Genomic DNA, 12,810 nt, shown 5'->3' with positions numbered 1-12,810 from the left:
CCCGTGGAGGATCACCTGCCGGAGACCCTGCGCGCGGTGGAGCACGAGCTGACCGCGCTGCTGCGCCGCGGACGTGCGCTGTCCTGGGAGATCGCCCGGGAGGTCCACCCCAACCTGGAGCCGAACGCGTACGGGCTGCTGCTCTGGCTGCGGCGGTGCGGCTCGATCCGGCTCACTGACCTGGCCGCCCGGCTCGGCATCGGCAAGGGCACGCTCAGCCGGCAGATCCACGGCCTGGAGGGGCTGGGTCTGGTCCGCCGTGACCCGGATCCGACCGACCGGCGGGCGGCTCAGCTCAGCCTCACCGAGGAGGGCACCCGCCGGTTCGACGCGGCGCGGGCGGCCCGACTCGGGCAGATCCGGCGCACGATGGAGAGCTGGCCGAAACAGGACGTCGAGGACTTCGCCCGGCTGATGCACAAGTTCAACGAGACCTTCTGATCCGGGTTCGCCCAGGAATACCTCCGGTCGCCACCCAGTTGTTGCTTGAGGCAACCAAAGTTCTACGGTTGCCTGAGGCAACCCATCCCCCGACCTGCCCCGGAGGCAATCACGATGACCCAGGCGACAGCGCCCACCCGGGCGACCGGCGGCGACATGACCCACCGGCAGATCCTGGAGGCACTCTCCGGCCTGCTGCTGGGCATGTTCGTCGCGATCCTCTCCTCCACGGTCGTCTCGAACGCGCTGCCGCGGATCATCACCGACCTGCACGGCGGCCAGTCCGCGTACACCTGGGTGGTCACCTCGACGCTGCTGGCGACCACCGCGACCACCCCGATCTGGGGCAAGCTCGCCGACCTGACCAGCAAGAAGGTCCTGGTCCAGCTCGCCCTCGGCATCTTCGTGCTGGGCTCGGTGCTGGCCGGGCAGTCGCAGACCACCGGCGAGCTCATCGCCTGCCGGGTGCTCCAGGGCGTCGGCGCGGGCGGCCTGACCGCCCTCGCCCAGGTGATCATGGCGACGATGATCGCTCCACGTGAGCGCGGCCGCTACAGCGGCTACCTCGGCGCCGTGATGGCGCTCGGCACCATCGGCGGCCCGCTCATCGGTGGCGTCATCGTCGACACCGACTGGCTCGGCTGGCGCTGGTGCTTCTACGTCGGCGTGCCGTTCGCCGTGCTCGCCCTGATCGTGCTCCAGAAGACCCTGCACCTGCCCGTGGTGAAGCGCCCGGCGAAGATCGACTGGTGGGGCGCCACCCTGATCACCGCGGCCGTCTCGCTGCTGCTCATCTGGGTCACCCTGGCCGGCGACAAGTACGACTGGATCTCCTGGCAGAGCGCGGTCATGGTGGTCGGGGCGGTGCTGCTCGGCGCGCTGGCCATCCGGGTGGAGCAGCGGGCCAGCGAGCCGCTGATCCCGCCGCGCCTGTTCCGTAGCCGCACCATCACCCTGGCCGTGGTCGCCAGCATCGCGGTCGGCGTGGGCATGTTCGGCGCCTCGGTCTTCCTCGGCCAGTACTTCCAAATCAGCCGCGGCCAGAGCCCGACCATGTCCGGCCTGATGACCCTGCCGATGATCGGCGGCCTGCTGGTCGCCTCCACGGTCGTCGGCCGGATCATCACCAACACCGGCCGCTGGAAGCGGTACCTGGTCGCCGGCTCGGTCCTGCTCACCGCCGGCTTCGCCACCATGGGCACGCTGCGCGCGGACACCCCGTACTGGCGGATCGCCATCTTCATGGCGCTGATCGGCCTCGGGCTCGGCATGACCATGCAGAACCTGGTGCTCGCCGTGCAGAACACGGTCGGCACGCACGAACTCGGCGCGGCGAGCTCGGTGGTCGCCTTCTTCCGTAGCCTCGGCGGCGCGATCGGCGTGAGCGCGCTCGGCGCGGTGCTCGGCCACAAGGTCAAGGACTACCTCGCGGAGGGGCTGGCCGGACTCGGCATCAAGGCGTCCAGCTCCGGCAGCGGCGGCACCCTGCCCGACGTACACACGCTGCCCGCCCCGATCCGGGCGGTCGTCGAGGCCGCGTACGGGCACGGGGCCGGGGACATCTTCCTGGCCGCCGCCCCGTTCGGCCTGATCGCGCTGATCGCGGTCGTCTTCATCAAGGAGGTGCCGCTGCGCCGGCACAACGGCGACGCGATCTCGGCCGAGGTCGAGCGGGAGTCGACCGTCGCCACCGGCGGCGGGGCCTCGGTGGTCCGGACCGGCATCCAGGAGTGACCCATGAGCGAGCGGAGCGAGCGAATCAGCCAGCTCAGTGCGTCGGTGCCTCATGGCTTCGCCGACCGTAGGGAGGCGACGGCATGAGTGCGTCCGTCGAGCGTGAGGAGTACGGCCCGGAGGCCCGGCCGCTGCCGTTCGAACGCGGCACGGACGGCCCCCGGGTGGTGCTGGTCGGCGTGGACGGCACCCGCACCTCGCTGCGCGCCGCCGCGTACGCGGCCGGGCTGGCCCGCCGGCAACGGTCCGGCCTGGTCGTGGTGTTCGTCAGTTCCCCGACCCCGTACGCCGGGATCATGACCGGGGTGGTGGCCGGGGCGATCCAGCGGACCCACGACGAGCTGGCCGCCGAGCTGCGCGACGAGTGCCGGCGCGGGGCCGAGGAACTGGGCCTGCCGGTCACCTTCCTGTGCCGGCGCGGGGACGCGTACACCGAACTCTGCGCGGCGGCCGACGAGACCCGGGCCGACCTGGTGGTGGTCGGGGCGTCCGAGCAGGCCGGGCACCGGCTGGTCGGCTCGGTCGCCACCCGCCTGGTGCGCACCGGCCGCTGGCCCGTCGTGGTGGTGCCCTGAGCTGAGCGGAAGGGGGCCCCTCGCCATGCCTGGCGCGTGGTGAGGGGCCTTTTTCACCGCCGCGGGCGGTAATCGGGTCGCCGGTGTCGGACTCGCTCGCCAGGATGGCGGGCATGACCTGGAGAGCACCGGAGATCACCCGGAAGAACGAGCCCTACGTCGGCGACGAGCGCACCATGCTCGAAGGCTGGCTCGACTACCACCGCGACACCCTGCTGCTGAAGTGTGCGGGCCTGACCGCCGAGCGGTTGAAGACCCCGAGCGTCGAGCCGTCCGGCCTCACCCTGCTCGGCCTCGTCCGGCACCTGACCGAGGTCGAGCGCTGGTGGTTCCGGATCCGGGCCGCCGGCCAGCCGCTCGACAGCGTCTACTGCACCGACGCCTCCCCGGACGGGGACCTGGACGACATCGCCGACGCCGACGCGGCGGCCGACTTCGCCGCCTACGCCGCCGAGGTCGAGGCGGCCCGGCAGGCCGCCGCCAACCTCAGGTTGGACCAGACATTCACCCGCCGACGCCGCGACGGCGGGGCCGACGAGATCAACGTCCGCTGGGTGTACGTCCACATGATCGAGGAGTACGCCCGGCACAACGGGCACGCCGACCTGATCCGCGAGCGGATCGACGGCGTCACCGGCGACTGAGCGGAGCGGGCGTCACCGCGGGCGCCCGGCCCGCAGCAGGTGCTCACCCAGCGGGGTGAGCGCATGCCGCACGGTGGCACCGTCACGGTGCGACGTGATCAGGCCGGCCGCTCGCAGGGTCGAGGCATGCTGGCTGGCGGAGGCGACCGAGATACCGAGCGCCCGGGCGAGCTGGGAGGTGCTGGGGCCGTCCACCACCGCCGCCAGCACCGCCGCCCGGGTGCGTCCCAGCAGATCCGCCAACGGCCGGCCGGTGGTCAGCTTTCGCCGGGCCGGCCTGATCGGGTACGCCAGCACCAACGGCCCGTCCGGATCGTCGAGCACGCACGGCTGTGGCACGAAGTACGACGGCACCAGCGTGACCCCGCGGCCCCCGGGCACCAGCTCTAGGTCATCGGCGACCGCGCACCGGTACGCCAACTCGTACCGCTCCCCGGACGAGGTCCACGACAGGTACGGGCTGAGATCCCGCAGCACCCGGTCGATCCCGGCGTCCAGCATGGTGTGTCCGCGTACGGCCCGGTCGGCCCCCACCGCCGCGGTGATGGTCTCCCAGTAGGGTGCCACCGCCACTGCATAGAAGGCCACCATCGCCGCCTGGAGTTGGGCCCGGGCGTCGGGGTCACCGGCGGCGAGGGCCGCGACGCGGGGTGGCAGGTCACCGGCGTCGATCCTGGGACACAGCTCGGCGGCGAGGGCCTCGGTCGGGGCACCGGCCACCTCATCGAGGGCAGTGCCGAGATCGCTGCCGAGCCGGGGCGGCGTCAGGAAGTCGGGAAACCAGTGCGGCAGCCGGCACAGGTCCAGGTAGGGACGCATCTCGGACCGCAGGGCGGCGCGGGTACGGCCCCGCCATTCGGCGAGGTGATCCGGGATGCCGGCCTGGAACAGGCGCTGGCCGGCGGATCCGAGCTCCAGCAGCACCGCCGGGGCGGACCGCAGGACGGTACGGCTGAGGTCCGCCGCGTTGAGGTGCAACGTGGTCACCCGGGCACGCTAACCACCTTTCGGGCCAGGCTGAAAGGTGGTGGAGGAAGGATCGCGCTCAGCCCAACCTCAGGCCCATGAAGATCCTCCTTGCCGCGGCCACCGCGGGCATGACGGTACTGACCATCGTGCCGCAGCCTGCGCTCGCCGAAGCCATCCGTCCGGACACCTACGTCGTCTCCCGCGAGCCCGGCGTGCGGCCCGAGGGCATCGCGGTCACCCCCGCCGGCACCATGTACGTCACCAGCGTCGCCACCGGAGCCGTCTACCGCGGCGACACCCGCTACCCGAGCCTCCACCCGTTCCTCCCCGCTGGCGCCGACGGTCGAACCCGCGCCGCGGGGGTGCAGGTGGACCGGCACGGACGGCTCTACGTGGCTGGCTGGGACACCGGTGCCCTCTTCGTGTACGCCCCGGACGGCACGTTGCTGGCCCGCCGGGTCGCCGCCGGTGCCGCCCTCAACGACGTGGCAATCGCCGACGCCGTCTACCTCACCGACTCGGCCACGGGCACGGTGTGGCGGGCCGCCCTCGACGGCACGGAGGTCGGTGCGCTCACCCGGTGGCTGGCGCCGGTCGACTTCCCGACCGCGCCCGGCTTCCTCAACGGAATTGTCGTGACCGCCGACGGTCGGGTCGCGCTCGTCGCCGACCAGGGCACCGGCGAACCCGGCACCGAACGTCTCTGGCGGGTGGACCTGGCGGACCGGAGGGTCACCGAGGTGGCGGTGACCGGGGGCGGGATGGGGGCCGACGGGCTGCTGCTCGACGGCAACCGCCTCTACGGGGTGGTCAACTTCCCGGACGGCCAGGGCGGCTGGAGCTTCGCGGTGAACCTGGCGCTGCTGGACGCCGACCGGCGGAAGGCTCAGGTGATCCGGCAGTCGACCCCGGCTCCGCTGGCGCAGTCCCCTACCACCCTGGCCCGGGACGCCGGCCGCCTGCTGTGGGTGAACAGCCAGCTCAACGCGCCCGATCCGGCCCCACCCTTCACCGTGACAGAGGTGCCGGGGCTGCACTGACCCGTGACCGGGCGGGCCGCGCACGGGGGCGGCCCGCCCGCGGCGTCAGAAGGCCAGCGCGGCGCGCAGGTAGCGCAGGTCGCCAGGGCCGGTCCAGCGGTGCGCGGAGAGGCCGGCCGCGCGGGCGCCGGAGATCGACCGGTCCTCGTCGTCGACGAACAGCACCCGCGACGGCGATGTCTCCAGCGCCGCACAGGCCGCCTGGAAGTACTCCTTGGCCGGCTTGTTCACCCCGACCACCGAGGAGTTGACCACCGCGTCGAAGTCGTCGGTGAGGCCGAGGGCGGCCAGGTCTGCGTCGAGTTGGTCGGTGGCGTTGGTGCCCAGCCCCACCCGTACGCCCGCCTCCCGCACCTGGCGGATGAAGGCGAGCACCTCCAGGTCGATTTCGCCCCGGTAGCGCTGCCACTCCTCGACCGCGGCGCGGGCCCGTTCGGCACCCACCGACAGGGTGAGCGCGTCCGACACGCTGGCCATCCACTGGGCGTGGCTGACCTGTCCGGTGAGCACCGGCTGGAGCAGCCCCCACGACATGGCGATCTCGCCGAGGACGCCCTCGGTGAGCCCGTACTCCTGCTCGACGCCGGCGGCCACCGCCGGGTCCCACCGGCGCAGCACGCCGTCGAAGTCCACCAGGAGCGTCGTCGCGCGTTCCCGACTCACTCGTCTTTCTCCTGCCCGTCGTCGTCGGCCCGATTGAGCCGTTGGCTGATCACCTGGGTGACCCCGCTGCGCATGGTCACGCCGTACAGCGCGTCGGCGATCTCCATGGTCCGCTTCTGGTGGGTGATGACGATGAGCTGGCTCTTCTCGCGCAGCTGCGCCAGCAGCGTGATCAGGCGGCCCAGGTTCACGTCGTCGAGGGCCGCCTCCACCTCGTCCATGATGTAGAACGGGCTGGGCCTGGCGCGGAAGATCGCCACCAACATGGCCACCGCGGTCAGCGAACGCTCCCCGCCGGAGAGCAGCGACAGCCGCTTGATCTTCTTGCCGGGCGGCCGGGCCTCCACCTCGACACCGGTGGTCAGCAGATCCTCCGGGTCGGTGAGCACCAGCCGCCCCTCGCCACCGGGGAAGAGTACGGTGAACACCTGCTCGAACTCCCGCGCGGTGTCCTCGAACGCGCTGGCGAAGACCTCCAGGATCCGGTCGTCGACGTCCTTGACCACGGTGAGCAAGTCCCGTCGGGTGGCCTTCAGGTCCTCCAACTGCTCGGAGAGGAACTTGTAGCGCTCCTCCAGCGCGGCGAACTCCTCGAGGGCGAGCGGGTTGACCTTGCCGAGCAGAGCCAGCTCCCGTTCCGCCTTGGCGGCCCGCTTCTCCTGCACCGGCCGCTCGTAGCGGACCGGCTCGGGCACCGGCAGGCCGTCCTTCTCCGCCGCCGCGACGTCCGCGTCGGTGGGCGGGACCAACTGGTCCGGGCCGTACTCGGCGATCAGCGTCGCCACGTCGAGGCCGAAGTCCTCGGCGGCCTTCGCCTCCAACTGCTCGATGCGCAGCCGCTGCTCGGCGCGGGCCACCTCGTCCCGGTGCACCTGGCTGGTCAGCCGTTCCAGTTCGGCGCCGAGCCGTTTGGCCGCGCCGCGTACCTCGGACAGCTCGGCCTCGCGGGCGGCGCGGTCGCGGGCCACGGCGTCGCGCTGCTCCTCGGCACGGGCGATGGAGACGGTAAGCCGGGTCAGCGCCTCCCGGGCCCCGCCCACCACGGCCCGGGCGATGGCCGCGCCGCGGGTGCGGGCCGCCCGCCGGGCTGCCGCGCGCTCCCGCGCGGCACGCTCGGCGTTCGCCTGCCGCGCGAGGGAGTCGGCCCGGCCGGCGATCGAGGAGACCCGCTCCTCGGCGGTACGCACGGCGAGCCGAACCTCCATCTCGTTCTGCCGGGCTTGCGGCACCATCGCGGCGAGCTGGTCGCGCTCCTCGGTGGACGGTTCGGCGTCGATCGGGGTGACCTCGGCCAGTCGCAGCCGCTCCTCAAGCTCGGCCAGCGCCTGCAGGTCGCGTTCCCGGGCCGCCTCGGCGCGGGCCCGGGACTCGCCGAGCCGGTCGGTCTCGGCCTTCGCCGACCGCGCGGCGGCACCCAGCTCGGCCAGCCGGCGGGCGGCGGCGTTGCGGTGGCTCTCCGCCTCCCGCTTGGCGGCGGCGGCGTGCTGTACGGCCTCCTTCGCAACGGCCACCTCGGCGCGCGCCTCGACGAGCTGCTCGCGCAGTTCGGCACTGCTGCGCTCGGCGACGAGCCGGTTGGTCCGGGCCTCCTCGACGGCCGCCTGCACCTCGATGTAGCTGGGCGCCTTGGCCGACCCGCCGGCCGCCGCGTACGCGCCGACCACGTCGCCGTCCGGGGTGACCGCGCGCAGCTCCGGGTTGCCGGCGACCAGCTCGGCCGCGGCCGACAGGTCGTCGACCAGCACCACGTCACGCAGCGCCCGGTGCACCGCCGGGCGGATCTCGGCGGAGCATTCCACCAGGTCGGGGGCCCAGTGGGCGCGGTCGGGCAGTTTCGGGCGCAGCGCGTCGGCCGGGCCGTCCATGCCGGGCCCAGCGGAGCTGCGGACCAGCAGGCCGGCCCGCCCGGCGTCGGAGATCTTGAGCAGGCGCATCGCCTCGACGGCCTCGTCCACGCCGGTGACGGCGACCGCGTCGGCGAGCCCGCCGAGCGCGGCGGCGAGCGCCGCCTCATGGCCGGGCGCGACGGTGAGCAGCCCGGAGAGGCTGCCCAGCAGGCCGGGCACCTGGTCGGCGCGGGCCAGCAGCGCCCCGGCACCGTCCTTGCGGCGCAGGCCGAGGGCGAGCGCCTCCTCCCGGGCCTTCCAAGTGGCCGCGTCCTTTTCGGCGGCTCGCTCGGCGTCGGCGAGGCTGCGGACCCCGGCCTGCGCCTTCTCGTGGGCGGCCACCGCCTCGGCGTGCCGGGCGTCCAGGTCGGCGTTGTCCCGGTCCGCCTCGGTGGACTGCTCGGCGACCGCGTCGAGCTCGGCCTGGGCCGTCTCGGCGCGGGCCAGTGCGTCGGCGTGCGCGGCGGCGAGCCGTTCGATCTCCTCGCCGGCGCTGGTGGTGCGCGCCCGGGCCGAGTTGACCTGGCCGGTCAGCCGGGCCAACCCCTCCCGCCGGTCGGCGATGGCCTTGGCCGCCGCGACCAGTTCCCGCTCGGCGGCGGCGAGCTGCCGTTCCAGCTCCTGCCGGTGCTCGACCGCCTCGGCCAGCCGGATCTGGTCCTCGGTGAGCGCCGCGCGCAGCTCCTCCTCCTGCTCGCGGACCCGCTGCGACTCCGCCTCCAGCTGGTCGGGGTCGCGGCCGGGCCGCTCGTCGTCGGGGGTGGCGCTGAGGTGGCGCAGCCGCTCCCGGGCGAGCTGCTCGATGGAACGGAACCGCTCCTGGAGTGCGGAGAGCTTGTACCAGGTGTCCTGGGCCGCGGCGAGCAACGGGGCGTCCTCGGCGAGGGCGGCCTCCAGCTCACCGAGGCGGGCCTGCACCTTGGTGTGCTCCGCCTCGATCTGTTCGCGCCGCTCACGCAGCGCGGTCTCGTCGGCGATCTCCTTGTCGAGCGTGGTCCGCAGGGTGTACAGGTCGTCGGCGAGCAGCCGCAGCCGGGCGTCGCGCAGGTTGGCCTGGATGGCGGCGGCGCGGCGGGCCACCTCGGCCTGCCGGCCCAGCGGCTTGAGCTGGCGGCGCAGCTCGGCGGTGAGGTCGGTGAGCCGGTTGAGGTTGGTCTGCATCGCGTCGAGCTTCCGCAGCGCCTTCTCCTTGCGCTTGCGGTGCTTGAGGACGCCGGCCGCCTCCTCGATGAACGCGCGGCGGTCCTCCGGTTTGGCGTGCAGCATGCCGTCGAGCCGGCCCTGACCGACGATGATGTGCATCTCCCGGCCGATGCCGGAGTCCGACAGCAGCTCCTGGATGTCGAGCAGCCGGCAGGAGTCGCCGTTGATCTCGTACTCGCTCTCGCCGGAGCGGAACATCCGGCGGGTGATGGAGACCTCGGTGTACTCGATCGGCAGCGCGCCGTCGGTGTTGTCGATGGTGAGGGTGACCTCGGCGCGGCCCAGCGGCGCCCGGCCGGCGGTGCCGGCGAAGATGACGTCCTCCATCTTGCCGCCGCGCAGCGCCTTGGCGCCCTGCTCACCGAGCACCCAGGCGATGGCGTCGACGACGTTGGACTTGCCGGAGCCGTTCGGGCCGACCACGCAGGTGATCCCGGGCTCCAGCTTCAGCGTCGTCGCGGAGGCGAAGGATTTGAAGCCCTTCACCGTCAGGCTCTTGAGATGCACCTTCTCGATCCTCGTCCGGTGGCCGCCGTACCGTCGCCGGCTGCGCGGACCTGGTGAACCCGCAGACTAACCCGCCGCCGGGGGGAGCTCGGTACGCGACCCACCCCGCGCCGGTCATGTCCGGTTCCTGGCGACGTCACGAAACTGCAAGATCGTATTCGCGGCCACGGTCACCGGCGGCAATTTCCGGACGATCACCAGATCGGAAGATGTGACGCGAAAAACAAAACCTACGCACAGAGCTGCGCGCCGGCACTACGGTGTCGGCGCGCTTTTTCGGGTGGTGCGATTCAGTTTTCCGACAGCTCGAGATCAGGTCAGTGCGGGCTCGGCCAGTCGGAGGAGGTCGTCAGCCTCCGCCGCAGCCGCCGCAAGCCGATCATTGTCGGCGCGCAGACGCGTGATCTCGAACTCCAGTGCCTGAACCCTGGCACGCAGTCGGGTGACCTCGTCGAGCATACGCCGGTCGGGCGCTGCACCTACGTGGCCGTAGAGGGCCTTCGCCATGCTGACTCCTTGATATGCGCTGCCGGAAAGGCCGGCCAACGCGCGCCCATGATGTTCGCGGCTGTCATACCAGCAAAATGCGGGCATGACTGGGCGCGACTGGCGACACCTATATATTGAGCCTTAAACCCCTCCTTCGTCAAGTTCTCGCAGGCCGGAGATCATCTCCATGTCGACCTGTCCACTTGTCGGAGGCTGCCGTGAGGCGCGGACACGCTCTGTCCGGACGCCTTTACTGTACGCCCGGAAATGTGTGAACGCCTCACCCTCCGTGTCGGGTTCCCCTTAACTCTTTCTTAGCCGCGTTGCCGCAGGTCGCGGCCCACCCGTAGCGTCAGCCCGGCCCGCAACCGAACCGTGGAGGCGACAGGCGTGTATCGCTGGACCGACCCGACCGAACCGGACGGCGTTCCCCGACGCCCCGAGCGGCCGACCGACGAGGGCCCGGCCTGGCTCACCGACCGGCCGGAGCCGCGGTCGGCGTACCTCTTCGGGGACGAGCCGGAGCGGCCGGGCGCGGACCGGACCGCCGACCTCCCGCTGCCCGGCCCCGACTGGACCGACCAGCGCTTCATGCCCGGCCCGGACTGGACCGGCCACCCCCCGGCCGCCGACCGGACCGGCGGGCACGCTCCGTTCGACCCGGCGACCCACCCGACCGCCCCGTTCGAGCGGGCCGCCGGCTGGCACCCCACCGCGGAGCCCACCGGCGCCTGGCAGCCGGAACCGGACGCCGGCTGGCGCCCGGCCGGGGAGCCCACCTCCGGCTGGCAGCGGGCGGACGAGCCGGCCGCCGGCTGGCATCCGGCGGAGGAGCCCACGGCCCCCTGGCGGCCGGTCACCGACCCCGTCGCCGAGGAGCCGGGCCGGCACCGGCAGAAGCGCCGGTTCCCGCGTCCGCTCCTGGTCGGCGGGGCCGCCGCCGTGGCGACACTCGTGGCGAGCCTGGGCGTGGCCGCCGCGGTGCTGCCCGGCGGTGACCAACGGACCAAGTCAACTTCCGCGGAGGAGCCGGTGGCCGCCGCCCCGCTCGTGCCCAGCAGCACCGAAGATGCCCCCGGCGACGCCCTCGCGGCGCCCACCGCCGCCCCGACCAGTGCCCGGCCGAGCCCGACCCGGACGACCGCCCCGAAGCCGAGCCGGACCACCGCCCCATCCCGGCAGCTCACCCGCAGCGCCGCACCCCCGGCCACCCGCAGCGCCGCCGCACCGAGCGGCATCAGCGCCGAACTCCAGCAGGTCGTCGACCTGGTCAACAAGGAGCGGGCCAAGGCCGGCTGCAAGGCGCTGGCCGTCAACGCCAAACTCATGCTGGCCGCCCAGCGGCACAGCCAGGACCAGGCCGATCACAAGACGATGTCGCACGACGGCAGCGACGGCAGCGACGCCGGCGACCGGCTCGACCGGGTCGGCTACGCCTGGCGGGCGTACGGCGAGAACGTGGCCTGGAACCAGCAGACTCCGGCCGCGGTGATGGACGCCTGGATGAACAGCGCGGGCCACCGGGCCAACATCCTGAACTGCTCGTACACCGAGCTCGGTGTCGGTGTCGCGCGGAGCAACGGGCCGTACTGGACCCAGGACTTCGGCACCCCGCGCTGACCGGCGCGTCGTGACCGGGTCCGCACTCGTTTGACCGGGTGAGGTACGCCGCGGCCGGCTGGCCGTACCGGCCGGACCGGTCCGTCCGGGCCGGATCGGCGTACCCGCTGGGGGCGGTGAAGTGCCGCCCGCGACCCGGGAGCTGTCGATGCGGATCCGGCTGGCGCCGGCCGCGCCGCGCACCCGGCCAGCCCGTGTCCTCCCCCGCGGGCTGTGCCGGGGCGTGGCGGCCGTCATGACGGTGCTGCTGCTCGCCCCGGTAACCGGTTGCGAGCGGCCACTCGTCCCGCCCGGCGCGCCCACCCCGTGGCCCGCCGAACTGGCCCGGCGCTGGCAGTGGCAGTGGCAACTCACCGGCCCGCTAGACGTCACCGCCGACGCGGACGTCTTCCTGCTCGACCCGGTCCGCACCACCTCCGCCGAGACAACCGCGCTGCGCGCCCGGGACCGCCGGCTGGTCTGCCAGGTCAGCGTCGGCACCTACGCACCCACCGACCCGGACGCCAGCCGCTTCCCGGCGGACCTGCGCGGCAGCCCGGCGACCGACCGCCCGGAGCGCCGTTGGCTGGACGTCCGCCGCTGGGACACGCTGGAGCCGGTGCTCGCCGACCGGTTCCGGCTGTGCCGCGGCAAGGGCTTCGGCGCGGTGGCGCTCGACGACGCCGACGGCTACCTGCACCGGCCCGGCTTCCCGCTCGACTTCGACGACCAGTTGCTGTTCAACCGGCGGCTGGCCGCCCTGGCCCGCCATCTCGACCTCTCCCCCGGGCTGGTCGGGGACGTGCCGCAGGTGGCCGCGCTGGCCCCCGACTTCGACTTCGCCGTCAACCAGGAGTGCGTACGCCGGCGCGAGTGCGCCAAGCTGCTGCCCTTCGCCGACGCGCACAAGCCGGTCTTCCACGTGGAATACACCGGCACCCCGACCACGTTCTGCGTCACCACGGTCGGCTACGGCTTCGCCTCCATCCGCAAGGACCGGTCGCTGGACGCCTGGCGGGAGCCCTGCGCCCTGTCGTGACCGCCCCGCCCGGCAGCACCG

Annotated in this window: 11 protein-coding genes; 7 read left to right on the top strand and 4 right to left on the bottom strand. The window is 73.1% G+C overall.

Features of this window, described 5'->3' with window-relative positions:
• Nucleotides 1–3: 3 nt before the first annotated feature.
• The 4 genes from A6A27_RS01575 to A6A27_RS01560 all read left to right on the top strand — a co-directional run bounded on the left by A6A27_RS01575 (nucleotide 4) and on the right by A6A27_RS01560 (nucleotide 3,394).
• Nucleotides 4–441, top strand: a complete 438-nt coding sequence (locus A6A27_RS01575; protein ID WP_241825026.1) for a MarR family winged helix-turn-helix transcriptional regulator — start codon at nucleotides 4–6, stop codon at nucleotides 439–441.
• 114 nt (nucleotides 442–555) lie between these two features.
• Nucleotides 556–2,175, top strand: a complete 1,620-nt coding sequence (locus A6A27_RS01570) for an MDR family MFS transporter (RefSeq protein WP_073832509.1) — start codon at nucleotides 556–558, stop codon at nucleotides 2,173–2,175.
• Nucleotides 2,176–2,258: 83 nt separating this feature from the next.
• Entirely contained in the window at nucleotides 2,259–2,750 is a 492-nt protein-coding gene (locus tag A6A27_RS01565) for a universal stress protein (protein WP_073832508.1), read from the top strand.
• A gap of 113 nt (nucleotides 2,751–2,863) precedes the next feature.
• Nucleotides 2,864–3,394, top strand: coding sequence for a DinB family protein (locus A6A27_RS01560; RefSeq protein ID WP_073832507.1), 531 nt, complete (start codon nucleotides 2,864–2,866; stop codon nucleotides 3,392–3,394).
• 12 nt (nucleotides 3,395–3,406) lie between these two features.
• On the opposite strand, the gene A6A27_RS01555 is transcribed toward A6A27_RS01560, so the two are convergent.
• Entirely contained in the window at nucleotides 3,407–4,381 is a 975-nt protein-coding gene (locus A6A27_RS01555; RefSeq protein ID WP_073832506.1) for an ArsR/SmtB family transcription factor, read from the bottom strand.
• A 77-nt stretch (nucleotides 4,382–4,458) separates the two neighbouring features.
• Here A6A27_RS01555 and A6A27_RS01550 point away from each other — a divergent pair, with 77 nt between their 5' ends.
• Nucleotides 4,459–5,403, top strand: coding sequence for a superoxide dismutase (locus A6A27_RS01550; protein WP_073832505.1), 945 nt, complete (start codon nucleotides 4,459–4,461; stop codon nucleotides 5,401–5,403).
• Nucleotides 5,404–5,448: 45 nt separating this feature from the next.
• On the opposite strand, the gene A6A27_RS01545 is transcribed toward A6A27_RS01550, so the two are convergent.
• From A6A27_RS01545 to A6A27_RS01535, 3 genes are all read right to left on the bottom strand, one after another.
• Entirely contained in the window at nucleotides 5,449–6,066 is a 618-nt protein-coding gene (locus A6A27_RS01545) for an HAD family hydrolase (protein ID WP_073832504.1), read from the bottom strand.
• A complete protein-coding gene (gene smc, locus A6A27_RS01540) occupies nucleotides 6,063–9,662 on the bottom strand; it encodes a chromosome segregation protein SMC (protein WP_073832503.1) in 3,600 nt (1,199 codons plus the stop codon). Before smc ends, A6A27_RS01545 begins: the two co-directional genes overlap by 4 nt.
• Nucleotides 9,663–9,974: 312 nt before the next feature.
• A complete protein-coding gene (locus tag A6A27_RS01535; protein WP_073832502.1) occupies nucleotides 9,975–10,169 on the bottom strand; it encodes a hypothetical protein in 195 nt (64 codons plus the stop codon).
• 372 nt (nucleotides 10,170–10,541) lie between these two features.
• Here A6A27_RS01535 and A6A27_RS01530 point away from each other — a divergent pair, with 372 nt between their 5' ends.
• On the top strand, nucleotides 10,542–11,771 hold the full coding sequence (locus tag A6A27_RS01530; protein WP_073832501.1) for a CAP domain-containing protein: 1,230 nt from the start codon (nucleotides 10,542–10,544) through the stop codon (nucleotides 11,769–11,771).
• Between the two features lie 148 nt (nucleotides 11,772–11,919).
• Complete coding sequence (locus A6A27_RS01525) at nucleotides 11,920–12,789, top strand: endo alpha-1,4 polygalactosaminidase (RefSeq protein WP_073832706.1); 870 nt, start codon at nucleotides 11,920–11,922, stop codon at nucleotides 12,787–12,789.
• Nucleotides 12,790–12,810: the final 21 nt, after the last annotated feature.

The sequence above is a fragment of the Micromonospora sp. CB01531 genome, from assembly GCF_001905095.1.
Classification (GTDB): domain Bacteria; phylum Actinomycetota; class Actinomycetes; order Mycobacteriales; family Micromonosporaceae; genus Micromonospora.
This window is presented reverse-complemented; position numbering and strand designations above follow the sequence as displayed.